This is a genomic window from Vibrio sp. MM46, from assembly GCF_027587135.1.
Classification (GTDB): Bacteria; Pseudomonadota; Gammaproteobacteria; order Enterobacterales; family Vibrionaceae; genus Vibrio; species Vibrio harveyi.
This window is the reverse complement of record NZ_JAPPTO010000011.1, coordinates 1-23,828: the sequence shown is the minus strand read 5'-3', so window position 1 is coordinate 23,828 and position 23,828 is coordinate 1. Positions and strand designations below refer to the sequence as shown.

Annotated in this window: 21 protein-coding genes; 8 read left to right on the top strand and 13 right to left on the bottom strand. The window is 41.3% G+C overall.

Features of this window, described 5'->3' with window-relative positions; all coding sequences use genetic code 11:
* Position 1 precedes the first annotated feature (1 nt).
* Positions 2-877, top strand: a complete 876-nt coding sequence (locus OH459_RS13730; RefSeq protein ID WP_269987181.1) for a glycosyltransferase family 2 protein — start codon at positions 2-4, stop codon at positions 875-877.
* Between the two features lie 37 nt (positions 878-914).
* Here OH459_RS13730 and cysN read toward each other — a convergent pair whose 3' ends face one another.
* The 13 genes from cysN to OH459_RS13665 all read right to left on the bottom strand — a co-directional run bounded on the left by cysN (position 915) and on the right by OH459_RS13665 (position 14,769).
* Positions 915-2,330: a sulfate adenylyltransferase subunit CysN gene (gene cysN / locus OH459_RS13725; protein ID WP_049534420.1), complete on the bottom strand. Its 1,416-nt coding sequence runs from the start codon at positions 2,328-2,330 to the stop codon at positions 915-917.
* Positions 2,331-2,342: 12 nt separating this feature from the next.
* On the bottom strand, positions 2,343-2,972 hold the full coding sequence (gene cysC, locus OH459_RS13720; protein ID WP_269987180.1) for an adenylyl-sulfate kinase: 630 nt from the start codon (positions 2,970-2,972) through the stop codon (positions 2,343-2,345).
* A 2-nt stretch (positions 2,973-2,974) separates the two neighbouring features.
* Positions 2,975-3,889 (bottom strand): sulfate adenylyltransferase subunit CysD, encoded by a 915-nt coding sequence (gene cysD / locus OH459_RS13715; RefSeq protein ID WP_269987179.1) that lies wholly within the window; start codon positions 3,887-3,889, stop codon positions 2,975-2,977.
* Positions 3,890-3,918: 29 nt separating this feature from the next.
* Positions 3,919-5,655: an SLC13 family permease gene (locus tag OH459_RS13710; RefSeq protein WP_049534425.1), complete on the bottom strand. Its 1,737-nt coding sequence runs from the start codon at positions 5,653-5,655 to the stop codon at positions 3,919-3,921.
* Positions 5,655-6,899, bottom strand: a complete 1,245-nt coding sequence (waaA, locus tag OH459_RS13705) for a lipid IV(A) 3-deoxy-D-manno-octulosonic acid transferase (protein WP_053053405.1) — start codon at positions 6,897-6,899, stop codon at positions 5,655-5,657. The genes OH459_RS13710 and waaA overlap by 1 nt, the downstream gene beginning before the upstream one ends.
* Positions 6,893-7,948 carry a lipopolysaccharide heptosyltransferase II gene (waaF, locus tag OH459_RS13700; RefSeq protein WP_010645842.1) on the bottom strand — a complete coding sequence of 352 codons (1,056 nt, stop codon included), beginning with the start codon at positions 7,946-7,948 and terminating at the stop codon, positions 6,893-6,895. Before waaF ends, waaA begins: the two co-directional genes overlap by 7 nt.
* Complete coding sequence (locus OH459_RS13695; RefSeq protein ID WP_269987178.1) at positions 7,945-8,667, bottom strand: glycosyltransferase family 25 protein; 723 nt, start codon at positions 8,665-8,667, stop codon at positions 7,945-7,947. The genes waaF and OH459_RS13695 overlap by 4 nt, the downstream gene beginning before the upstream one ends.
* A complete protein-coding gene (lpxM, locus tag OH459_RS13690; RefSeq protein WP_005434372.1) occupies positions 8,664-9,650 on the bottom strand; it encodes a lauroyl-Kdo(2)-lipid IV(A) myristoyltransferase in 987 nt (328 codons plus the stop codon). Before lpxM ends, OH459_RS13695 begins: the two co-directional genes overlap by 4 nt.
* Positions 9,651-9,765: 115 nt before the next feature.
* Positions 9,766-10,707, bottom strand: a complete 942-nt coding sequence (gene rfaD, locus OH459_RS13685) for an ADP-glyceromanno-heptose 6-epimerase (protein ID WP_049534435.1) — start codon at positions 10,705-10,707, stop codon at positions 9,766-9,768.
* 136 nt (positions 10,708-10,843) lie between these two features.
* Positions 10,844-13,042: a YjbH domain-containing protein gene (locus OH459_RS13680; protein ID WP_269987175.1), complete on the bottom strand. Its 2,199-nt coding sequence runs from the start codon at positions 13,040-13,042 to the stop codon at positions 10,844-10,846.
* Positions 13,043-13,044: 2 nt separating this feature from the next.
* Positions 13,045-13,806, bottom strand: a complete 762-nt coding sequence (locus OH459_RS13675; RefSeq protein WP_050908809.1) for a capsule biosynthesis GfcC family protein — start codon at positions 13,804-13,806, stop codon at positions 13,045-13,047.
* Positions 13,803-14,477, bottom strand: a complete 675-nt coding sequence (locus tag OH459_RS13670; protein WP_269987355.1) for a YjbF family lipoprotein — start codon at positions 14,475-14,477, stop codon at positions 13,803-13,805. Before OH459_RS13670 ends, OH459_RS13675 begins: the two co-directional genes overlap by 4 nt.
* Positions 14,478-14,550: 73 nt before the next feature.
* A complete protein-coding gene (locus tag OH459_RS13665) occupies positions 14,551-14,769 on the bottom strand; it encodes a hypothetical protein (RefSeq protein WP_017449110.1) in 219 nt (72 codons plus the stop codon).
* A gap of 620 nt (positions 14,770-15,389) precedes the next feature.
* Between OH459_RS13665 and OH459_RS13660 the strand changes: the two genes are divergently transcribed.
* The 7 genes from OH459_RS13660 to OH459_RS13630 all read left to right on the top strand — a co-directional run bounded on the left by OH459_RS13660 (position 15,390) and on the right by OH459_RS13630 (position 23,790).
* Positions 15,390-15,905: a porin family protein gene (locus OH459_RS13660; protein WP_069542521.1), complete on the top strand. Its 516-nt coding sequence runs from the start codon at positions 15,390-15,392 to the stop codon at positions 15,903-15,905.
* 66 nt (positions 15,906-15,971) lie between these two features.
* Positions 15,972-18,644, top strand: coding sequence for an SLBB domain-containing protein (locus OH459_RS13655; protein WP_269987169.1), 2,673 nt, complete (start codon positions 15,972-15,974; stop codon positions 18,642-18,644).
* Positions 18,645-18,949: 305 nt separating this feature from the next.
* Complete coding sequence (locus OH459_RS13650; RefSeq protein WP_269987167.1) at positions 18,950-19,930, top strand: Wzz/FepE/Etk N-terminal domain-containing protein; 981 nt, start codon at positions 18,950-18,952, stop codon at positions 19,928-19,930.
* A gap of 23 nt (positions 19,931-19,953) precedes the next feature.
* Positions 19,954-21,192: an O-antigen polymerase gene (locus OH459_RS13645; RefSeq protein ID WP_065769427.1), complete on the top strand. Its 1,239-nt coding sequence runs from the start codon at positions 19,954-19,956 to the stop codon at positions 21,190-21,192.
* Positions 21,170-21,643 carry a serine O-acetyltransferase gene (locus OH459_RS13640; RefSeq protein ID WP_025792531.1) on the top strand — a complete coding sequence of 158 codons (474 nt, stop codon included), beginning with the start codon at positions 21,170-21,172 and terminating at the stop codon, positions 21,641-21,643. Before OH459_RS13645 ends, OH459_RS13640 begins: the two co-directional genes overlap by 23 nt.
* Complete coding sequence (locus OH459_RS13635) at positions 21,636-22,862, top strand: oligosaccharide flippase family protein (protein ID WP_269987163.1); 1,227 nt, start codon at positions 21,636-21,638, stop codon at positions 22,860-22,862. Before OH459_RS13640 ends, OH459_RS13635 begins: the two co-directional genes overlap by 8 nt.
* Complete coding sequence (locus OH459_RS13630; protein ID WP_269987161.1) at positions 22,837-23,790, top strand: glycosyltransferase family 4 protein; 954 nt, start codon at positions 22,837-22,839, stop codon at positions 23,788-23,790. Before OH459_RS13635 ends, OH459_RS13630 begins: the two co-directional genes overlap by 26 nt.
* Positions 23,791-23,828 lie beyond the last annotated feature (38 nt).

Sequence of the window (23,828 nt, the reverse complement as noted above, 5' to 3'; positions counted from 1 at the left end):
TATGTCTGTTAAAGTTTCAATTCTTTGTGTTTGTTATAATCACTCTAAATATATTGAGAAAACAATTAATAGTTTTCTCAACCAGTCCTGTGATTTCGAATTTGAAATTATTGTTTATGATGATCTCTCTACGGACAATAGTAGAGAAATTGTTGATGAGATATGTGAAAAGCATTCGAACATAGTTCGAATGTATACTGATGAAAATCTTTACTCTAAAGGCATCCGAACTCTAGCATTGTCACACTTATCGCCAAAGGCTAAAGGGGAGTATTTAGCTTTTTGCGAAGGTGATGACTATTGGATAGATAATACAAAGCTACAGAAACAATTTGATACTTTAGAGGGGAACCCAAATATAGACCTTTGCTTTCATCCAGCATACTCGGAGGACCCAGAAGGCAATAGAGAGCTAGTCTCAAATCATTTTGAGGGAACTCATTACGTTTCTACTGATGAAGTTATACTAGGAGATGGTGATTACTGCCCAACAGCATCTTTATTTATCCGTAAGTCTGCTTTATGCCTAGCTTCATCAAGCACTATTAAATTAATGCCATGTGGAGACTATTTTATGCAGATTATGTCTTCTGTAAAAGGAGGCGGAGTCTACTTACCTGATCCAATGTCTGTATATAGAATTAATCAAAAAGATTCTTTTTCAACAAGGATGTCCTCGTCCTCTCACGAAAATCAGAGAGACTTTTTGTTAGCAATGGTCAATAGTTTAGAGTCACTGAAACAAGATTTGGATGGAGTGAACTTAAAGTCATTTAACAATCGAATAAGAAAATATAAAAAAAGAGCACGAAAATCTCAGAGGAAAGCGATAAAGGAGAGGATCAGAAATCTAATATTCTCTAACCCTTCCCAATAAAATAGGTGAGCGATATATTTATGGCTCACCTATTTATTTAGTTTATTTTTACACAGCCCCACTCTGGGAAGTGCTTACATACATAAGCATTGAGCTCTTTCTCTGCTTCTGAGTAAATACGAGCTGGTTCTTTAGTATGGTTTAATTGTATCGATGACACCATACCCGCGCCGACAGTCACGTTGCTAATGCGGTCAATAATGATAAAAGCGCCAGTTTGAGGTAGCTGCTGATAAACATCCATTGCAACTTTATCGGTAAGCTTTATTGAGGCGAGTGCAATCTCGTTTAACTCAAGGCGCGTATTTTTATGATCATGCTGCTTAAGTGTATTAACATCAATCTTATGCTCAATTTGAGAAACCTTACCTGTACAGGTTTTAGTCGCAAATTTGAATAGGTATTCTTTATGCGTTTGCATCGGAGATTCATCCATCCAAACGATATGGGCTTGGTAAGCGTCTACAACCTCTGGAATGTTGTTGGAATGGACAAGCATATCGCCGCGTGACACATCGATCTCATCTTCAAGCGTTAGGGTGATCGCTTGACCCGGCATTGCTTCTTTTAGCTCACCATCGAAGGTAAAGATAGATTTGATGCGAGAAACTTTGTTCGATGGAAGAGCAGTAACCTCATCACCAACCTGTACAATGCCTGAAGCAAGGGTGCCACAAAAACCACGAAAGTTTAGGTTTGGGCGATTGACATATTGCACTGGGAAGCGCATTGCTTCAGTGTTGATGTCTTGGTTAATCTTAACCGTTTCAAGCAGCTTCATTAATGTAGCGCCAGGGTACCAATCCATGTTCTCACTTGGAGTGACAACATTGTCGCCTTTTAGAGCAGAGATTGGCACAAAGCGGATATCCTTGATGTTGAAGTTCTTTGCCATATCTCGGTAATCGGCTTTGATTTTCTGATACACCTCTTGCCTGTAGTCCATCAGATCCATTTTGTTAACGGCAACGATAACGTGCTGAATTCCAAGTAGACTACAGATATAGCTATGACGACGTGTTTGCGTCTGGATACCGTGGCGAGCATCAACCATTACAATCGCAAGATCACAGGTAGAAGCACCCGTAACCATATTACGAGTGTACTGTTCATGTCCTGGAGTGTCGGCGATGATGAATTTACGCTTGTCGGTTGAGAAGTAGCGGTAGGCAACATCAATCGTGATGCCTTGTTCACGCTCGGACTGTAGACCGTCGACTAGTAGCGCTAAGTCGAACGCTTCATCTGTCGTATTGAACTTTTGAGAATCTTTTTCGATCGCAGCCATTTGATCTTCATAAATCAGCTTGCTGTCGTATAGCAGGCGACCAATCAGTGTAGATTTGCCGTCATCAACGTTACCACAAGTTAAGAAACGAAGTAGGTCTTTGTTTTCATGTACGTTTAGGTACGCTTCAATGTCTTTAGCGATAAGCTCAGAGCTATGAGACATAATGACTTCCTTTTAAATGTATTCTTTTTCAGTGAGCGCTCGAATCACTTGGTCGGCACACGCTTCGACAGACAGCTCAGCTGTCTTGATGTGAATTTCTGGAGATATAGGTGCTTGGTACTCAGAGTCGATGCCAGTGAAGTGTTTAATCTCACCTGCGCGTGCCTTTTTATACAGGCCTTTAGGATCTCTCTGCTCGCAGATTTCGAGTGGAGTATCAACAAACACCTCTAAAAACTCGCCTTGCTGCATTAACTGGCGCACTTGCTCTCTATCTGAGATAAATGGCGAAATAAACGCGGTCAGAACAATGTTCCCGGCATCGACAAATAGTTTAGCCACCTCGCCAATGCGGCGAATGTTCTCAATACGGTCTAGATCACTAAAGCCAAGATCTTTGTTTAGACCGTGGCGCACATTGTCACCATCAAGAAGGTAACTATGTTTACCTAACGCTAATAGCTTGCTTTCTACCGCGTTAGCGACGGTCGATTTTCCTGAGCCACTAAGTCCGGTAAACCAAAGTACAACAGGCTTTTGCTGCTTAAGCGCAACACGATCTTCATGAGTTACGCTGGTGTTATGCCACACCACATCGTCACTCACAGACTCATTGCGCTTCTTTTGAAACGGCGAGGTCATAGTTAGAAGTAACCCTCACGTTTCTTTTTCTCCATTGAGCCAGAGCTATCGTGGTCAATGGCACGACCTTGGCGCTCAGAAGTGGTTGTAAGCAGCATCTCTTGAATGATCTCTGGTAGCGTTGTTGCTTGAGATTCAACCGCTCCCGTTAATGGGTAGCAGCCTAGTGTACGGAAGCGAACCATGCGTTGTTCTACCGTCTCCCCTTCACGAAGCTCCATGCGATCATCATCTTTCATGATCAACATACCATCACGTTCAACGACGGGACGCTCTTTTGCAAAGTACAGGCTTGGAATCTCGATGTTCTCTAGGTAGATATATTGCCAGATATCCAGCTCAGTCCAGTTAGAAAGAGGGAATACACGAATGCTCTCGCCTTGGTTTACTTTGCCGTTGTAGATATTCCAAAGCTCAGGGCGTTGATTTTTAGGATCCCAGCGGTGATGTTCATCACGGAAAGAGTAAACACGCTCTTTAGCGCGAGACTTCTCTTCGTCACGACGAGCACCACCAAAAGCAGCATCAAAGCCATGATTATCTAAGGCTTGTTTTAGGCCTTGTGTCTTCATGATATCAGTATGTTTTGAGCTGCCATGCACAAATGGGCTGATGTTCATCGCAAGCCCTTCTGGGTTTTGGTGCACAATCAGCTTCATACCAAGCTTTTTCGCCATGTAGTCACGAAACTCAATCATTTCTTTGAATTTCCATGTGGTATCAACATGCATAAGTGGAAACGGGGGAATGCCAGGCGCAAAGGCTTTCTGCGCAAGGTGTAGCATCACTGAAGAGTCTTTACCAACAGAGTAAAGCATCACTGGGTTATCAAACTCGGCAGCTACCTCACGCATAATATGGATAGATTCTGCCTCAAGTTGCTTAAGGTGAGTCATTCGTTGTGGAGAAAGTTTCATTCCGGTCTCTCTTTAATTCGATGAGGGAGTTAAACGCCATAGATAGTTGTGATAGCCGTTAATACTAAACCGCTATACGTAATACTCATCGGCACCCCAATCTTTATATAATCCTTGATACAGTACTGACCTGCATTGTAAACCATTAAGTTGGTTTGGTATCCATATGGGCTAATAAAGCTTGCACTTGCGCCGAACGCGACAGCTAAAATATAGCTATGAAGATTTGCATCAAGGCTCGTCGCGAGGGCATAAGCAACAGGGAAGACTAAGGCCGCCGCCGCATTGTTGGTGACCAACTCCGTTAGCAACAAAGTGACCAAGTAAACCATGATAAGCCCTGACAACGGGCTCATAAACTCAGCTTGCTCTGTCATTGCGCTTCGCAGGAGGTCGACTGCTGTACTGTTATCTAATGCCTGAGACAGCAAAAGTGCAGATGAAATGACTAGCCATATCTGGACTGGTAGTCTTCGTATAATTTCATTCGTTTTCAGTGCTCCAGTTAATAGTAGAACACCAAGTAACAAGATCAGGTTGTGTAGCAGTGGAGCTATCTCCATAGCTGCGAGGGCGATAGCACTAAAAAAGCCAAGAACAGCGATAATTTCTTGCGGTCCTTTGAGCAGCCTATCGGCTTTTAGCGCTTGGAGCTGGATAAAGTTTTTAGCGATGTTATTTCGCTGGTGATAGTCATCACCTACAGCGAGTACCAGATAGTCACCAGCTTTTAAGGTAACTTCACCGAGCTTTCCGGAAACCGTGTGGCCATCGCGTCGGATCGCGACAACTGCTGCGTTGAACATAGCGCGAAAGCCAATTTGTTTTAGAGTCTTATTTACTAAAGCACTTTCAGGGCGTAACACTACCTCTTTGAGATCATGACTTAGCCTTTCGCCTTTATGAGCAAAGAGTGATAAGCCCGGGAAGTGATTCAGCTGAGTTACTTTTCTAATCTCTCCACAGAATAACAGGCGATCATTTTCCTCTATTAACTCATGTGGTGATACTGGTGAAATAGTTCTTCCTTGGCGATGAATCTCGACTAAAAACAGAGAGTTTAGATTTCTCAGACCGTTGCGCTGAATAGTTTTACCGATAAGTGGGGAGTTTGGTTCTACCTCAGCGTCAATGAAGTATTGAGCTTGAGTATCTGCTCGTTCAATGTTGCTAGGTAGCCAATGGCTAAGTAAAAACAGGGTGAGCCCGCACCCAAGTACAACAATGCCGCCAACAAGTGAAAAATCAAAAAAGGAGAGACTAGGTAGCCCAGCATCGAGCACCATACTGTTGACGATTAAATTTGTCGAAGTGCCGATCAGCGTTAGTGTTCCACCAAGGATGGCTGCAAAGGATAGAGGAAGTAGCAGTTTGCTGGCTGGGTGAAGTGCATTGGCACGTATTGGGGCGATCATGGTGGAGACTACCCCTGTGTTGTTTAGAAGCGCTGAAGACAATGTGGTTATCGAGAACAGTCGAACCCAGGTAGATTTATAGCTAGGTTTGATGACTAATTGCGAGATTCTACGAAGTAGTGAGGTTTTTTCCAAAGCTAGTGAGCAGATGATGAGTAGCACTAGCGTAAGTACGCCAGGGTTGGTAATGCTACTAATGAGTTGCTCTGTCGATACGGCGCTGCTGCCATATAAAACAAGCAAAACTACTCCAAAAACCTTTTCAGGTTTGTTTTGATACCTTGTGACAAGGGCAATTATTGCAATCACAAAAACGGTAATGACAAAGTAGGCTGAATGGGTCTGCGACATTATTTAATTGCTTCAATTGTTTTTTGAGTTGAGTTTAAATAGCCTTGAATAAAATCACTCATTTGCTGAGAGTTATCGTGTTGAAAACGTTCTAGTACTTTACTCGCTAGCTGAGTTTTATCAGTAATGTCGATAATATTTAGAGCAATCATGTCTTCTACAATCGCTTTGAAGTTGAAGTAGCTAGGGCCTGATATTACAGGAACGTTGAGTGCGACTGGTTCAAGCACATTATGCCCACCAACTTTATTCCCAAGCAAACTCCCTGCCATAAAGCAAACATCACTGGCACCAAGGAGAATCAGCATTTCACCCATAGTATCAGCAAGGTAGACTTGTGTATCGGCGTTAACTATTGCAGCATTGGTTCTTCTGGTGCTATTGAAGCCAGAGTTTTGGCAAAGCGCAAAGACATCATCAAAGCGTTCTGGATGGCGAGGAACGATAATAAGGAGCGCTTCTGGATGCTGTGCTAGCACTTCTTTATGAGCTTGAAGTACTTGCTCATCTTCCCCTTTGTGTGTACTTGCCGCAATCCAAACTGGGCGATTCAAGCCAAGAGATTCTCGAAGCTCTCTACCTGCTTTTTTCACTTGGTCAGAAATTTGGATATCAAACTTAATTGAGCCTGTAACAGCAAGCTTTTCTTTGCTTACACCCAAACTTTCAAATCTATCTGCATCTGTCTGGTTTTGGCACAGCACCTTTGTTAGGCACGGCTCAATCACATTAAACAAAGGCTGAACTTTGGCGTAGTTGCTACATGATTTTTCTGATAAGCGGGCATTGACCACGCTGATAGGAATACCAGCTTTATGGACCTCGTTTAACGTATTTGGCCATAGCTCCGTCTCGATGATCAGCATTTTCTTCGGTTGTGTTGTCTTCAGGAAGCGTTTTACCGCAAAGGCAAAGTCAATCGGCATATAGCGGTGCTCAACTAAATCACCCAGCTTAGCAATCTGTTCCGCTCCGGTACTCGTCGTGGTCGTAACCAGAATAGGCTGATCAGGGTTTTGCTCTTTAAGCGCCTTAATAAAAGGCGTAGCAGCAATGCTTTCGCCGACAGAGACTGCATGTATCCAAATCGGCTTTTCGTCGCTTGTTAATTTCGGAGTAATACCAAAGTGCTCTTTCCAACGTTGACCAAATTTGGGTTTGTTTGGCTTACTTTTGTATAAGCCAAACAATAGGAAAGGCGATGCGATTGTGAGCAAGAGAGTATAAAGAATACGAATTAACATGAGCCAACAGCGATCGCTTCTAGTTTTTGAATACTATCCAAAACTTGCTTTGGCGATAACTCAGTTAAGCACTTCAAATGCTTAAACTGACACTCGCGCTTAAAGCATGGACGGCAGTCAATGTCCGTATGAACAATCTCTACCTTCTCTGCAAGTGGTGGCGTGTATTTTGGTGAGGTGGAGCCATAGACCGCCACGACATTACAGCCAACGGCCGCTGCCACGTGCATCAGACCTGAGTCGTTCGCAACAACAGTCTGGCAAGCCGCCAGAAGATCAACCGCTTCAATCAAGCTTGTTTGCCCTGCTAGAACGTGAATCTGATGCTGATGTTCTTGAGGTACTAATTGCTTGATGTTGTTGCAGGTTTCGAGATCTTTTTGAGAGCCAAACAACCATACCTGATGCCCTGATTTCGCCATTTGAATTGCCACTTCTGCATAGTGCGCTTCGGGCCATTTTTTCGCGGGACCGAATTCCGCTCCAGGGCATAGACCAACAACAGGAGATTCTTGGTTGAGATTAAACTTAGAAATCGTAGCGCTTTGTTCTTGTTTATCAATAAACAGGCTAGGGCGAGGCAATGTTTCTAAACCGCCCAGAGAAGAAGAGTCGATCATCTCCGCTTGTGAATAGGCTAATGCAACATAGCGCTCAACCATAAACTGGAAAGATTTCATATTTGGACGCAAGTCATTGAGTAGACCGTAGCGCATTTCACCTTTCCAACCAGTGCGAAGTGGGATATTAGCAAACCAAGGAATCAGTGCTGACTTTGCAGACTTCGGTAGGATGTAGGCGCGGTCGTACTGTTTTTCTCGTAATGATTTACCAATTTCTCGACGACCCAATAAGTTGAACTCACCATGACCAATAGGCATTTCAATGGCTTGGTGGATCTCTGGCATGCGCTCAAGAATTGGTTTACACCAACCTGGTGCAATTACATCAATTTGGCTTTCTGGATGAAGTTGCTTTAAAACGATGTACAGTGACTGTGACATCACCATATCACCAACCCAAGACGGTCCGATGATGAGTATTTTCATGCTTTGTTCTTCCAGTACATAAACTTAAGAATGGATTCGTAGGTTCTGAAGAGTTCTGCGTAGATCTTATTAGGTACGGTCATCTTCGACTTGTCTTTTCTTTTAGCGCCAATCGTTGAAGCGATTTGAGCTCTAGTGAAAAGATCTGGGGCAACACTGTAAGTCTGAACATTATGACGCCATGGTTTTTCCATGTAGTCATCTACCGGTTCGATAAACTCTTGAGCATGCTTAACAAACTTAGAGGCTGCTTTCGGTGTGACAATATAAGCGGTGGTACCACAAGTCCCAGCAGAGTAGCCTCCTAGCGTATGACTATCATCAATCGGTATGATTGGAGTGAATGCACGCTTCTGAGTGGCAGACAGCTTGATGTAGTCATAAGTAGAAGTCAGCGGAAGGGTATGCGTGAGTACTTGCTTTAATCCTTCTACAGGGTCGACGTTATCTTCTAAGATAATGATCGGTTCATCAAGCTCAGTACAGCGAACCCACAACTCGTAATGGCTTGAGAAGCAGGCAACTTCACTGGTTTTTAATTGATACCCTTTGCGGCGCTGAGTTATGGCTGGACGGCTTTTTTCTGAATGAAGAAAACCGTCAATAGATCCATCTACGGCATCAAAAAATTCAAACTCAATGCCCTGTTGTTTTAACTTTTCTTCAATACGTTCTCGGCGATCCAGTGATCTAGCCAAGCTTACGACAAATACTTTCACTGCACTTTCCAGTCGCTGTTATATCTTGGTTTAAACAAATTGTAATAATTATTGCCATCTTCTTGAGAGTGTAAAAGCTGCAACACCCACATGTATTGTTCAGGCTTATTTGCTACAAAGTACTCAATCGCTTGGTTACAAGTGCGAGCATCTTGTTCTTCGCCCTTGTCTAATTCAAACGCCGGTAAGATTTCGATATCAAACGTACCATCTTCTGTATTCATAGAAGCAAACATAGGTAACACTTTAGCGCGTGATAGTTTGGCAATTTTACCTAAGCCTGGGAGCGTTGCTTTTCTGGTTGCAAAGAAATCGACAAAAACGCTGTGTTCAGGACCATGATCCTGATCGGGTAAGTAATAGCCAATGTAACCGTCACGAACTGATTTCAAAAACGGCTTAACACCACCAGAGCGTTCATAAACGCGACCGCCATATTGCACGCGTTGTTCGTGCATTAGCCAATCTGCAACTTCATTTTTCTGCTTTTTTGCCATCGCAGAGACGGGCATTCCCATCGAAGCAAGTAATACCGCGGGAATATCAATTGCCCATGAGTGTGGAACCATCAAAATGACTTTCTCATCATTGTCGATGTGTTTTTGAAGGATGTCTAAACCTCGGATCTGGCAACGCTGCTGTAACCATTTAGATGAACGTAAGCTAAGTAAGCTGAAACGGAAAAAGAACAACGCTGCGGTATAAAGCGTTTTTTCAATCAGTGCTTCGCGCTCTTCAAATGATTTCTCTGGGAAGCACAGCTCAAAGTTGACTCGAGCTCGGTGAGCCGGACCTTTGTGCGATTTAGCCAGTTTCTTCGCGATGGTTTTTGCTAGCCATTTTTGAACCCCTAAAGGTAATAAAGCAAGCGGCAAAGAAAGGACAACGCCTATCCACGTACCCCAATACTTCGGCGCTAAAAAGTGGCGCTCAAATTCAGGGTTATAAGCTTTAGGATCGAAATCATCACGTTGATTAGTCATGAAGTTTTAAGTACCTATATTTTTGAAGAAAGGCGATTGGGGGTCTGTAGAAATGATACTAGTAATCGTATCAGAGTAAAGGTGGTAGAGAGTTAACTACCACCTTTGAAGGGAATTAACGGTTTTGAATCGCTAGGTATTCAGCAACACCTTCTGCTACCGTTTTGAATTCTACATCACAACCAGCTGCACGAAGCTTAGTTAGGTCCGCTTGAGTGAATTCTTGGTAAGCGCCTTTTAGGTGCTCAGGGAACGGAATGGTTTGGATTTCACCTTTGTTGTGGTGTTTGACCACTGCTTTTGCCACTTCTTCAAAAGATTCTGCACGACCAGTACCGCAGTTGAAGATGCCAGAAACACCATTTTCTAGGAACCAAAGGTTAACTTTGCACACATCACCAACGTAAACGAAGTCGCGTTTGAATGATTCGCTACCAGCAAATAGTTTAGGGTTTTCACCTGCATTGATTTGGTTATTTAGGTGGAAGGCTACCGATGCCATGCTACCTTTGTGATCTTCACGCGGACCGTACACATTGAAGTAGCGGAAACCAGTGATTTGAGAAAGCTGTTCACCATGTTCTTGAGCATCTTGCCATAGGCGACGCACATAGTTATCAAATTGCTGCTTTGAGTAGCCGTATACATTGAGTGCGCCTTCGTATTCACGTTCTTCAACAAACGTTTCTGTCTCGCCGTATGTTGCTGCTGATGACGCGTACAGGAATGGAATTTCACGATCTAGACAGTAATGAAGCAACTCTTTTGAGTACTCATAGTTGTTTAGCATCATGTATTTGCCGTCCCACTCGGTTGTCGCAGAACAAGCGCCTTCATGGAAGATAGCTTCGATAGGGCCGAAGTCGTCACCTGCCATGATTTGAGTAAGGAAGTCATCACGATCCATGTAATCTGTGATATCAAGATCAACTAAGTTTTTAAACTTCTTGCCATTTTTTAGGTTGTCGACAACCAGAATATCGTTAATACCTGCTTCGTTCAGTGCTTTAACAATGTTGCTGCCGATCATGCCAGCACCACCAGTTACGATGATCATAAGACTTCCACCATAGATTAAAATTTTCTCAGGAATTCTAGCAAGAAACAGAAATTAGCGCTATTGGAAGGAAAAGAAAGGTAAAGAGCGCTTGGGTATAAACAAAAGGGAGCCGAAGCTCCCTTAAATAGTGTTGTTATTCAGCGTTTGACGCGTTTGGTCTTTGATACCAAGGATTACGTTCATCAGTCAGTTCAATCAAGCTGTACTTACGACCTAGCTTCTGACCACCATCGCGAGTCAGTGGCTGCCAGCTAAAGAACGCGCGGTTGTTGCTTGGTTTCACTGTCATGATGTCGAATGGAATTGAAATGTAGAAGCCTTTAGTAAAGCTACCTTCACCGAATTCGTCAGCCGACAAATCACTGATTGATGCGAATGCACCAGCAATGACACCACTCTTGAACTGTTTAGATACATTCACTTGTGTACCGATATCACCCGCGAGGAACTGACCAACATCAACTTGAATCATCAAATCTTGTAGGAAATCCCATTGAGGGTAGTAATAACCCGATACAAAACCAGTAAAGCCTTTGTCTACAACTTGGAACGGACGCCCATATTCTGGAACGTATTGCCATTTCTCATCGTATACACCGAAGTAGCTTTGCGGGTCACGTTGAGAGATCAAGTTAACATCTGCACCTATTGCCCAGTTTGCGCCTTTCGGTCGGTACAGGAATTCGGTACCCACACCCGCAAACATACTTTCTAGATAACCAGCGTAGAATTGTTGGTCCATGGTATCTGAGTATTCTTGGAACCAAGTTAACTGCAGGTTGGACATGGTTATCGCGTGTTCATTTTGATAAGCACGGAACATGGTACGTACCCGAGGAATCGAAGTGCCGTCTGGTGGGGTGACGTAGTTAAACTTATCGTAGTTGTTGTACCAATCCCAGTATAGCGAGCCACCAATTTCTAGGTTATCTGTCAGCCAATAAGAGGCGCTGCCACTTAAACCGACACTGAACAGATAGAACTCTTCTGGGTTGCCTAAGGTCTGAGCCAGTTTTGGTGAGAAGCCCCAATCAAAGCGCTCAAAACCATCGTAAGCAGGTTTACCTTGCGGTTTATCGCTCGAGGTTGATGTCGCATCTTCGATATTTGGATTGATGTAGTTAACTTCTGCAAAGTCACGGTATTTCTCTTTGGAGATAACCGTTTGATCTCCGATCAGACCACGACTGCGTTCATTGATAGTAAAGGTATCAATGTTGTCTGGCATTTCGTTGTAAAGGACTGCCGCTGCTTTTTCATGAGCTTCGTTGCGATCACGATACTTTTTCTGCTCGCCGACAACCGAAACGGTATTATCTTCAACATAGAGTTGGGTATTTTGGTAGCCAGCAATTTTATCCAGCTCCTCAGTAACACGTTCCCAATCTACATCAGACAGTTGCTCTGGTTGCTTGTCTTCAACTTCTGGCGTTGGTGTATCACGCCAGAAAGACGGCATATCATTGAAGTTTGTGTAAAGGCTTACGCCTGCCACTAACGTATCGCCGCGCTCGTAGCTCAAGCGCAAATCTGCCATATGTCCTAAGCGATACAAAACACCAAAGTTCCAAGGCGTATGAGGTGTCATGTCTACACCACCACGTACCACAGGGAAATCTTCGCTGTAATCGTTGCTGTCGTATTCAAGCTTAAATCGCAGTGGTGCGTGCAAAGTTTGATACTCGACACCGCCAAAGAGTGCTGCCGGACCTTTAAACCAACGTTCAAAATCCACACTACCGCCACGACCTTTGTAATCAGAAGGTCGTTCACAGAAACTATCGGACAGCTTACATGCAGGGTTGCTGATGTTATCGCGCGTGCCTAAGTAGCCCCAACCCATACCTAACGTAAAATCAAAGGTACCGAGACTTGGGTTAGAGTAACGTTTTGTCGCGGCAACAAATTCGCCATCAAAAAGGCCGGTGCCTGCAAAGTCACGCACACCCACAGAAAGCTCTGGCAAGTACTCTGACTCTTGCAAAAGTCGAACTTTAAAATCGATGCCTTTGTCAGTGTATTTGGTATCACCCGAGAAGCTTGGATCGCTACTATAAAAGAGATCATTCACCATGGTGTAGCGAATCGTCGTTTCTAACCAAGGCATGACTTGCAGTGTGACGTTGTAGAAAAGGTACTCATCGCTGCCAGTAATCGCAAAGTTAAACTCGCCTTCAGGCGCCATACGACCGGTTGGCATCTGCATTAAGCCGACACCACCAAAGTCCATTTGTGATGGTTGCAATTGTGGTACTTCGAAAGGCATGTCTTGAGCCCACACCAACGCTGGACCCATTAAAGACAGGGATAAACTGGTTCTGATCAGGTTCATGTTTAGTTCTTCGATGAGGTTGGTTTACGTTGTGCAAGCAGAGCGACAATATCTTTATCCATTTGTGATGTTTCGAATTCATCAAATGGGATGTACACCATGGTAAGTGGTGGTAAGTAATATTGAGTGGTTAACCAACTGCCATGGTGAGGATGAACGACCTTGCCATCCGGGTAAATTAGGATTGGCGGATAGGCGAGCTCACCAATATCACTTGAACCTAGATTCTTGACCTGTTCATGCAGAGCGATACCCGCTTGGTTTTCTACTGCGTAGACTTTTTCCAAGTTACCCACATACAATACTTTTTCTTCACGTTTTGGAGCACTTAACGTAAGTTGACCTTGTAAAAGAGGGTTATCAAATTTATCTAGACGAATGCGATCAACATCAATGTCTGACAGCACGCGAGGTGCAAACTGGCTTTGTTGGATAAACTTGTAAAATGGGTGCGCAACTAAATTGTGTTGAATCATTTGGTTCAGCACCGAATTCTTTAAGGCAGTACTTTCTTGCACTGCAGTTTCGGAATTATCAAATAGAGTCACGGCTAAAGGGTATTGTAGGGCGACTTGTTGTTCTTGTGCATGCTTAAGTACGCTCTCTAAACGTGCTGCTCGTTGGAACTGCAATGTTTTTCCTGTTCCGACAAGTTCTACATTGAGCGATGATGGGGTGAGATTTTGAGCTTGAACGATAGTAGGTGTCGCCAGAATCGTTGCCGTTAAACTTAGGCTTAATAAAGATAGCAGTCGCTTATTCATGATTTGCTGTACCCTTTCAGAATCGTCAATTCAACAGGCACCATATTTGGACCTAAGTGTTGACGTGTTTTCACTACTTCTCCTTTAGCGTTTACCCAGTATTGGTTCTCTACACTTTTTTCTAAGCTGGTAAACATTACAACCTCGCTATAAACATCAGTAGCGATAGATGAAATAGGGGTGATGACGGTTTCTTTACCTTGACGAGAACGTTGGACTTTAGCCGGGAATCCATAACGGTATTTGTCAGACCAATCGTAAGAAAGAGAATATTGTGCAGAGGGCGCTGAGTAGGCAGGAACGTTGCCATAAATGCCTGCTAGATTGGTGGTTTGCAAACCAATAGTTTTAACGATATGACCGTTTTCTGTTACCACCATCGCCTTGTCTGCACTTACCCACTTTAACTGTGTATTGCCAGTTAGTGGGTTTTGCTCAGCAAAGGCCAACACTACGAAGACCTGTTTTTGGTCACCAATTTTTAAGTAAGCACTGGCATAAGGAACTGCTTCAATTTCTTTTGGAGTTAGCTCGACATCGATGTAGTTGCCATAAGCTTCTTGGACTGTCGCGGATACGTCATTAAATTTTTGTGTACAGCCAAAGATTGAGCTCAGTAAAGGTAGGGCAATAAGTAAGCGCATCCATTTTAGCGATAGAAAGGTGTTCATCATTCCCTCATTACAAATAAAATCGCCCTGAATAGATCAGGGCGATTGTTTCCATATCTACAAAACTAAAAAATTATTTAGTTACTGAAGTAGAAGTAGAAGTAGACGTTGAAGTTGAATCGCTGTCTGACGCTGCAACTGCTACTACAGTTACTGCTGCTGCTGCACCTACTGCTACTGCAGTTGTGCCAGTTGCAGATGCTGCTGCTGTACCAGTAGTACCAGCTTCAGTCGCTGCAAATGCAGTTGATGCGCTTAGAGCCATAAGAATAGCTAGAGCTGTGTTCTTCATTATTAATCCTTGTATTTCAGATTTTAAAACATCGATGTTTGGTCTGTTTATCACACACCATTTCTCATTTTAGTTAAAAAACAATCAGCATGTAAATAGTTTCCTATCCGAATTTACCTAACGTTAAAGAAAGATCGTGGAAGAATAGAGGGTTGCTTAGGTGTGATTATCGTATTTAATAAAAATACTTAAGTTGAAGTCACCTCAGCGTTCACGCAAACGTTCACGATTTTTATTCAACGCGACTCTTTGTGTGTCTTGTTTTAAGTCGCTGACAGCCAATGAGTTTCTCATCTGTGAGAATTTGCTAACCATAAACAGAACTCTTCGAAGTCCCTCCCTCTTGCCGTTTTGCGCTAATCCATGCATAATTTGCCAGCTTTTGTGTAGCGTTTATCAAGACTGTTTTTTTGAACGACTAGTCGCAAAAGTGAGGCTTAAAAAGAATAGTTATATCAATAAACCGAATGAATCGGGAATCAGCGAACAGTGGCTAACGCGTAATGCCGCCGGGCGGTAGCGTGGAAACGCACAAACGAAATTGACAAAAGTTAACAGACATTCACTGCGCGCGTCGTTCATAATGTGCAGCGGTCAGTCGACACCCAAGGAACACTTACGTGATTAATAAACGACCATGGCTAGGGGCGTTGAGTGCAATCAGCTTAGGCTTGTGCTCATTTTCTGCCTCAGCAGATTTTTATGCTGGTGCGTTAGTCAGTTACTCTAACGCCGAATTTCATCATTCCTCTTCTTCAGTAACCGAGGGAAACCCTTTCCTTCTTCAAGCGCAAGCTGGTTACTTTTTCAATGATTATCTCGCTTTTGAAGTGCGTTACGGAACCTCTGTACAACGAGACAGCGGACTGGCAGTAGACAGCCTTGCGAGTGGTTTTATCAAGTTGAACATGCCTGTCTCCGAACGTATCGCACTTTACGGACTTGCTGGTTATTCGAGCGTTCAGATCGACCAACAGAATGTAGGCTCAAATAAAGATCAAGGTTTTAGCTTTGGTTTAGGGATGCATTACGCTTTAGACAAGCAGAATGCGGTTGTCTTTGAGTTTGTTGACAGTACATCTGAAGATCAGGTTCGCTTGAACGCACTTACTCTTGGCTTCCAACACCGATTTTAATTAAAGACCTAGCGCCTAGTTTTGTAGCTAGGATTTTTAACTCCTGACTTTAAATAGCGAATTATCATGCTCAAAGGATATTTCTCGATAGGTGCTTGTATTCTGGCAAGCCTATTTGCGCCGCTTACTAATGCGCAGACTCCAACCCCAGAACAAATTCAGATGTTTCAGAACTTACCTGCTGACCAGCAACAAGCACTGGCGAGTAAGTATGGTATCTCTATTCCATCCGGCGCTTCGTCTCAGCCAAGCAGTTACCAAAATCCTCAAGTGATTGAACAACGTCCGGTTGCTAGCAGCGCGGCTGAAGCAAAAGTAAACGACGCCGAAAAAGACGAGCAAGGTCTAAAGCGTTTTGGTTTAGATTTGTTTGCAGGTTCACCTACGACGTTTGCACCAATCAGTGATGTGCCTGTTCCGGCTGACTACACGGTAGGAGCTGGTGATGAAATCGTTATCCAACTGTTTGGTAAAGAGAACACGACGCATCGTCTTCGTGTTAATCGCGCTGGTATCATTAATTTCCCTTCTCTTGGTCCTGTTCAAGTGGCGGGGATGACATTCTCTGACGTGCGCGATTCTTTAAACCAGCGTGTAAAAGAGCAAATGATCGGGGTTCGTAGTGATATTTCGTTGGGCGAAATGCGCACCATGCAAGTGTTTGTAATGGGTGATGCGTACAAGCCTGGCGCTTACACGGTGAGTGCCCTAACCACGATCTCTCAAGCGATATACTACAGCGGTGGCTTTAGTGAGAGTGGCGCCCTTCGTAACGTGCAACTCAAGCGTAATGGTCAGGTAATTCGTAAGCTTGATATGTACGACCTTTTGTTGAAAGGGGATGCGCGTAACGACATCCGCTTGCTACCAGGAGACGTGGTCTTCATCGGTGCATTGGGTAGCACGATTTCGATTGGTGGTGAAATTAACCGTCCTGCAATCTATGAAATCAAACCAGGCGAAACCTATAAGCAAGCGATTCAAATGGCTGGCGGTTTTACGGCTAACGCTTATAGCGATCAAATCGAAGTGAAGCGGTATGCAGCTAAAGGTGCTCGCGATGCGTTAACGCTGAACTTTAGCCAGTCATATGACCAACAAGCTAAAGTCAAAGATGGTGATGCAGTTAATGTTCTTAAGAAAAATGAAGAGCTGACTCGTTACGTACAAATCGAAGGTGATGTCCGTCATCCGGGCTTTATTGAATGGAAGAGTGGTCTGAGAATCGCAGATTTATTCCAATCTGTTGATACCTCTTTCAATTCTACAGCCGATGTTAACTACGCCGTTGTTGTGCGTGAGATTAACCCTCAACGCGATATCGAGGTTTATCAGGTCAATCTTGCTAACGCGATTCTTTCTCCAACGAGTAAGGATAACTTGAAGTTAAACTCTCGCGATCGAGTCTTAGTGTTTAACCGCTTCAATAACGAAGATTTGGATACATTAGCGGATCAAGAAACCGTTTCCAAAGCGAAAACTTTAGAGCAAGCTCAATTTCAAGCACAGCAAGAGCAATTGAAAGAGCAAGAAGTCATGAACTCATCAGTGGCTGTGTCTTCTGCAGCGCCACTAGAAAAAGGTTCAGAACAACCAAAGATCGTATTCCGTGGCAAAGAAATCACTAAAGACGATTTTGAAGCATTAAAGCAAAATACGCGTCGCACGTTACTTGCACCTGTGTTGCTACAACTTCAACAGCAATCGCGTCTGGGTTTAGCTCCGCAAATTGCAGAAGTCTTCGGTGAGGTAAAACACCCTGGGCGTTACCCAATTACCCCACGGATGACGATTTCGACCTTAATTGAAGCTGCGGGTGGATTAACTTATAACGCATTCACCATCAACGCCGAGTTAGCTCGTACAGTAATTAACAGTAAAGATGAGCGCGCTTCTATTGATGTCGAGCGTATTGACTTGCGCCAAGCAATTCAGGGTAGTACCGCTGACGATGCCATTATTGTTGGCAGAGACCGTTTAAATATTTTGGAGAAGCCAAACGTCAAACTGCAAAGCACGGTAACACTGCAAGGTGAAGTCCGCTTCCCTGGTACTTACACCGTCCGTCAGGGCGAAACCTTAGGTGAACTGTTAGAGCGCGCTGGCGGTTTAACTGAATTTGCACATCCACAAGGGGCTATCTTCACTCGTGAGGCTTTACGCCTTCAAGAGCAAAAACTACTAAACCAATACGCGGCAGATATGCGCGCAGAAACCGCGAAGAAAACCTTCCGTGCAGATAGTAATATGGGGTCGGTGATCGCTGACCCAGATAAAACACTGAAGTTTGTTGAAGAAGCAAGTCGCAGCAAAGCTCTTGGACGTATGGTTGTACAGTTGAATCGTATCCTTAAAGACGAGCGTTCTGCGGACTTTATGTTAGAAGATGGTGATTTCCTATTTGTACCGACCTTCCGCAACACGGTTTCGATCATGGGTGAAGTTCAAGTTCCGATTACATATCTGTTGGATAACAAGCTAGATGTGGATGATTACTTGAATAAAGCCGGCGGTGCGAAAAAACAAGCAGATGAAGATCGTATTTTCGTAGTACGTGCAGACGGCTCGGTTTACAAACCAACGTCAGGTTACTGGTTTGGTAACAACCATGAAGAGCTAAAAGCTGGCGATACCATTGTTGTACCAATTGATACTGACTACCGTGATGCACTAAGCACCTGGACTGCGGCTACGCAGATCCTTTACCAAACAGGTGTAGCGATCAACGCGTTGAAGTAAGGAATGACAAAGTTATTCCAATCAGCTTAAAACAAGATTAGAAATGCAATAATAGTAAGAGCTTATGTAACGATTGAAGTTACATAAGCTCGATTTTATGAACATTGTTAGTCAAAACGGCAAATACTACTCTTAACACCAATAGTTGCATTATTCAGCCGTAACCCGTCATTCCAGCAAGCCGAAGCGAGACTAGGAATCTTGTCACAGCGCGGTTGTGTTTTGAAAGTCGGAGAACAATCTACCCAATTTCACCAATCTCTGAGTCCAATATAACGAACCTCAGAGCTTAGGATTAAAGACCAATGGAACCACAAAAAGAACCCAATCCAAATTATCTTCCATACCCACCCCAACCCCAGTCTACAGATGATGAAATCGACTTACGTGAGCTCTTTAAAGCATTATGGAAAGGCAAGTGGATCATTGTTGCGACAACATTTGCGTTTGCTATAGGTTCCGTATTTTATGCATTGAACTTACCGAATATATACAAATCCGATGCATTACTAGCGCCAGCAGAGAGCTCAAATGGTGGTGGTCTCTCGAAAATGGCTGGTCAGTTAGGTGGTCTTGCGGCACTAGCTGGTGTTAACTTGGGGGCAGGGGAATCTTCTCAAACAGATTTAGCCGTTCAAGTTATGAAGTCTCGCCAGTTTGTCGAAACATTCATTAACAAACACGATTTGCTTGTACCTTTAATGGCAGCGAAAGATTGGGATTTAACAAATAACAAGCTTATCTTAGATGAAGAACTTTATAATCCGAATACAGGTGAGTGGTTGCGAGAGCCCAATGGTCTGCGCGGTTCAACCCCAACTTCACAAGAAGCGTTTGAAGTATTCAATAAAGAAGTACTGACTATTAACCAAGACAAAGAGAGTGGTTTATACACAGTGTCAGTAAAATATTACTCACCATATGTAGCTCAGCAATGGGTGAATTGGTTGATTGAAGATATCAACAAAGTAATGCGTGAACGTACGATTGCTGAAACTTCACAAAACCTAGCCTATCTGAATACTCAGCTACAAAAAACCGCTGTTGCTGATATGCAGAGTACATTTTATAAATTAATTGAAGAGCAAACAAAAAGTTTAATGCTAGCTGAAGTGCAAGAAGAGTTTGTTTTTAAAATAATAGACCCTGCAGTCATCTCGGAAACTCCATTTTTGCCAAATAGATTTATCATTGTGTTAATGGGTAGTATCTTTGGGGGCATTTTTAGCTGCTTCATTGTGTTGTGCTTTTTTTTAAAAAGGCAAACTATTAAGATTAAATATTAATTCTAATAAATGGTATAGTTTGCATGTTTGAATATAGCAATGCCATATTTCTCTTATTGGTAATTTTGTTTTCTTTATTTGTTTTTGTGGAGCAAAAAATAAGAGGGTATGGTTTTAGTATTAACTTTCTTATTTTATTATTTGGTTTTTTATATTCAATAGGTCCTCTACTTTCTGATGAAAATATACCCAATGCTATTTACTTGTCGTTATCTTTAGCATTTTCAATTTTTGCATGTGTTCTATCATCGATGTTAACTTCCGAGTTGATTTTAAAAGAAAATAGAAGGGAGATAGCATATTTTAGAATAAATGACAAAGTTAAGTATGGTGTGCTATTTTTTTCTATATTGTCGTTGTTTCTTTTTGTATATGTAGTGATAATAAAAATTGGGGTTATAGAGTTTTTCTTGACATCTCGTAGTATGAGGACAAGTTATACAAGAAGCTTTAGTCATCTGATGCTATTTAGAGATCTAGCTTGTGCAGTTGCGGCGTTTTCGTTACTTTGTTATTGCGTTAATAAAAAAAGTTTTTATAAAAAGACATGGTTGTTCTTATGTTCTTTAATGGTTATATATTCAATATTAACAATATCTAGAGCGCAGCTAGTGGCGGCTATATTTCCATCTTTGTTTATCCTTTCTTATTTTGGTTATATTAAAACATATTTAGTGAACTTGGTTATTGGAGTAGGGATATTTATTGCACTAATTTGGAAATGGTTGTTATCAACTTTAATTTTTAGTGAAAGCTTTAGTTTTGATAAATTTTCTATATCTGTTCCTAGTGAACTTTACCAATGGGCTATAATTACAAACGATGTTAAAAATGAACCATTGTTATTAGGGACCTCATTTTTAGATGCTTTCATAAGCTTTATTCATCCATTTTACGATACAGTCCCCTTGTCTATATGGTATGTGAATAAGTTTGAGCCAATCGTTGCTCAGGCTGGTGGGGGAAGGGGGTTCTCCTTATTTAGCGAATCAATCTTGAATTTTGGTTTTATTGGTGTTCCAGTTGTATTCGCTTTATTAGGTGTTTTCTTAGGTATCCTCAGTTATTTGTCTAGGAAGTATGTTTTTGCAATTTATATTACCGCTGTGACAATGCCATATCTGTATAAAATATTTAGATCTGAGTTTTTATCAATAACAAAAACTTGGTGGTGGTTTTATGTAATACCAATTATTTTTGTTATTTTTTTTAGTAAAGTAGTCATAGTGAGAGATAAGCATGTTAAGAAAAATAAGATCTGATTGGGAATTTAATTCATTCTCTTCTTTCATTACGCTTTTAATATATCGACTAGAACATTTTATATTTTTGAAGTTTAAATGGTCTATTCGATTTTTTCGATTTTTTTTTACTCTAATAAAAAGGTTGTTTGGTCTTCAAAGTCAGATTTCATACAAAGCTGTTATAGGTGAAAGGGTACGTTTACCGCATAAAGCTTTTGGTGTTGTTATATCATCAAAAGCTAGAATTGGAAATGATGTTACTATATTCCATAATGTTACTATTGGAGTAAATGAATCGAAAATTAATAATGAAATTACTATTGGGGATAGGTGTTATCTATCTACCGGTGCAAAAGTAATATCATGCAACTTAGGTGAAGATGTCTCTGTGACTCCGAATGCGGTTGTCTACTTTGATTGTGGACCTTCTTGCATTGTAACAATGCAGGGGATTAAAGAAAATGATTGACACTTTAGTGGTCGCCGCTGTAGCAAAGTTATTGTTGTTTTTTATTGAAGTTGGACCAAAAATATTTATGACTAATAGTGAATACGGGAAGTATTCCTATTTTTTAATACAAACGGCTCTACTTTCCAATGTGATTAGTTATGGCGGGCAAAACCTAATAATAAAAAATATTAAAAGCAATGACTCTGAGTATAAAAAAGCGATATTTGAAGTTAATTTAATATCATTAATCTTCTCTTTAGTGATTTTTGCTTTAGCTTATTTACTTGATATTGACATGTTAGTTGTGATGTCAAGTATTACAATAGCACTGTTAATTAATACGGTTACGTATTATCGCGGCGTAGGTAAAACAAAGTTTTGGTATCTTTTTAAAGATATATTGAAATCAGTGGTATTTATTTGTGTTTTTTTTGCAATATTATTGACTCTAGGAGATGTTAGTGCATTCAGTGCTTCAGTTTCTTATATTATAGCCGGTTTAGTTTCGCTGATGTTCTTGTCAAAGATTTTGATTTATATTGATTCGGAGTCTTTTAAGGATTTTTCTAAAAATATAATCAAGAATACATTAGAACGAATTAAAGTTGCTACTCCCATTATATTTATGGGTTTTACATATATGCTTTTATCTCGAATTGACAGTTTCTTTGTTAAGGACTTTCTTGGTTTTGAAGCTTTAGGTGATTATACAACGGTCAGCAGAATTATGTATCAAATACTTTTTTTTCAACAGGTATTCATAGCTGCAAAGTTACATGTATTCTCCAAACTATTTAAAGAGCACAACTATAATAAAGCAATAAATAAAGCGAAAACCTTAACAAATAAGGTTTCTTTGGTTACATTGTTAACTGGTATTGTCGTTATCTATGTGATTAATTTGAATGTGATTTTAGATGTTTTAAAGTTAAAAGATATTTTTGAGTTGTCGATTGTTTTTTTTGTTACGCATCTTATTTATACTAAGCTGTGTTTGAACGGGTATTTTTTGTTCTTCTCAAATAAGCAATATTATGGTTATCTCAATAGTATTATTATCATGCTAACTTCTGTCATATTGAATGTTAAATTAATACCAATATTGGGTTTGCCAGGAGCGGCTATCGCTACAGGGGGCTCTATTTTATTGGGAAATGTATTAGAGTTTATACAGTTTAAGTTTTTGGTTTATCCTAATTTGAAGTCGAAAAATGTTAAAAGTTACTCATGTAATTAATAAGAAAAGCCCAACTAGTATGGGATATAACGAATTTTATAATTATCAAAAAGAAGCATATAAAAACATTAAGATAGATTTGTTGTCGTTGTGTGATGGGAGTATAAATTTTCTTAAAGGTATTTATACTTCAAATGCAAATGTGTTTCATGTTCATTCTCATCAATTGCTTTTTATAGTATATATTGTAAAGCTTCTATCAGTAAGAAATAGGCATTCAAAAATTATTTACACTGTACATACTTCGAGAGATAACTTGAAAGGCAAGAATTATTTTTTTTATTGTCTTAATAAGCTCTTCGCTGATAAAGTTGTCTACTGTAGCTTATCTAGTCGTTCTTCATTTGGTGAGAAAGCTTTCAACTCCAAAAGTATCGTGATTAGAAATGGAGTTGATATAAGTGAGAATTTGACGAAGTGGTCAAAAAATAGAGATATTGATTATATCTCTGTTGGACGCCTTGTCGCTCTCAAAAGACCGATGCCTTTTGTAAGAGAGTTAGCTAAAATGGATGTAAATACATATATTGTAGGAGAAGGTCCTCTACATGATGACATTGAAAATTTAAATAGCAAAAACATCGTGTTGACAGGGTTAATTGAAAGAAAAAAAGTATATGAGCTACTAAAACGTAGTAATTTTTACGTAACTAACTCCTCAATTGAAGGAATGCCGATTGCACTTTTAGAAGCTATAGGGGCCGGTTGTGTTCCTGTTGTATCTAACATCCCTCCTCATCAAGAAGTACTAGACAGTGGCATTCAAGGGATAGTTTTGAAAGATGATATTCAATCTGTTTTAGAGACGACAAGAAATTTTGATTCTAAAACTATTGATAATATTAGAAGAAATAATAAAGAAATACTAGAGAGTACGTTTTCGTTGAAGAGCATGAACGAAAGCTATTTTGAATTGTATAGAATGTAAATGAATATTATAGAAATCACTGGGGCGCCCTGCTCTGG

Coding starts and splice junctions, on each gene's coding strand:
- rfaD (WP_049534435.1), bottom strand. CDS start 10,707: ATGATCATCGTAACTGGTGGTGCTGGCATGATCGGCAGCAACATTGTT.
- lpxM (WP_005434372.1), bottom strand. CDS start 9,650: ATGACTAATCAACGTGATGATTTCGATCCTAAAGCTTATAACCCTGAA.
- cysC (WP_269987180.1), bottom strand. CDS start 2,972: ATGACCTCGCCGTTTCAAAAGAAGCGCAATGAGTCTGTGAGTGACGAT.
- waaA (WP_053053405.1), bottom strand. CDS start 6,899: ATGTTAATTCGTATTCTTTATACTCTCTTGCTCACAATCGCATCGCCT.
- cysD (WP_269987179.1), bottom strand. CDS start 3,889: ATGAAACTTTCTCCACAACGAATGACTCACCTTAAGCAACTTGAGGCA.
- waaF (WP_010645842.1), bottom strand. CDS start 7,948: ATGAAAATACTCATCATCGGACCGTCTTGGGTTGGTGATATGGTGATG.
- OH459_RS13675 (WP_050908809.1), bottom strand. CDS start 13,806: ATGAATAAGCGACTGCTATCTTTATTAAGCCTAAGTTTAACGGCAACG.
- OH459_RS13650 (WP_269987167.1), top strand. CDS start 18,950: ATGGAACCACAAAAAGAACCCAATCCAAATTATCTTCCATACCCACCC.
- OH459_RS13645 (WP_065769427.1), top strand. CDS start 19,954: ATGTTTGAATATAGCAATGCCATATTTCTCTTATTGGTAATTTTGTTT.
- OH459_RS13670 (WP_269987355.1), bottom strand. CDS start 14,477: ATGAACACCTTTCTATCGCTAAAATGGATGCGCTTACTTATTGCCCTA.
- OH459_RS13680 (WP_269987175.1), bottom strand. CDS start 13,042: ATGAACCTGATCAGAACCAGTTTATCCCTGTCTTTAATGGGTCCAGCG.
- OH459_RS13730 (WP_269987181.1), top strand. CDS start 2: ATGTCTGTTAAAGTTTCAATTCTTTGTGTTTGTTATAATCACTCTAAA.
- OH459_RS13635 (WP_269987163.1), top strand. CDS start 21,636: ATGATTGACACTTTAGTGGTCGCCGCTGTAGCAAAGTTATTGTTGTTT.
- cysN (WP_049534420.1), bottom strand. CDS start 2,330: ATGTCTCATAGCTCTGAGCTTATCGCTAAAGACATTGAAGCGTACCTA.
- OH459_RS13630 (WP_269987161.1), top strand. CDS start 22,837: ATGTTAAAAGTTACTCATGTAATTAATAAGAAAAGCCCAACTAGTATG.
- OH459_RS13665 (WP_017449110.1), bottom strand. CDS start 14,769: ATGAAGAACACAGCTCTAGCTATTCTTATGGCTCTAAGCGCATCAACT.
- OH459_RS13640 (WP_025792531.1), top strand. CDS start 21,170: ATGTTAAGAAAAATAAGATCTGATTGGGAATTTAATTCATTCTCTTCT.
- OH459_RS13655 (WP_269987169.1), top strand. CDS start 15,972: ATGCTCAAAGGATATTTCTCGATAGGTGCTTGTATTCTGGCAAGCCTA.
- OH459_RS13710 (WP_049534425.1), bottom strand. CDS start 5,655: ATGTCGCAGACCCATTCAGCCTACTTTGTCATTACCGTTTTTGTGATT.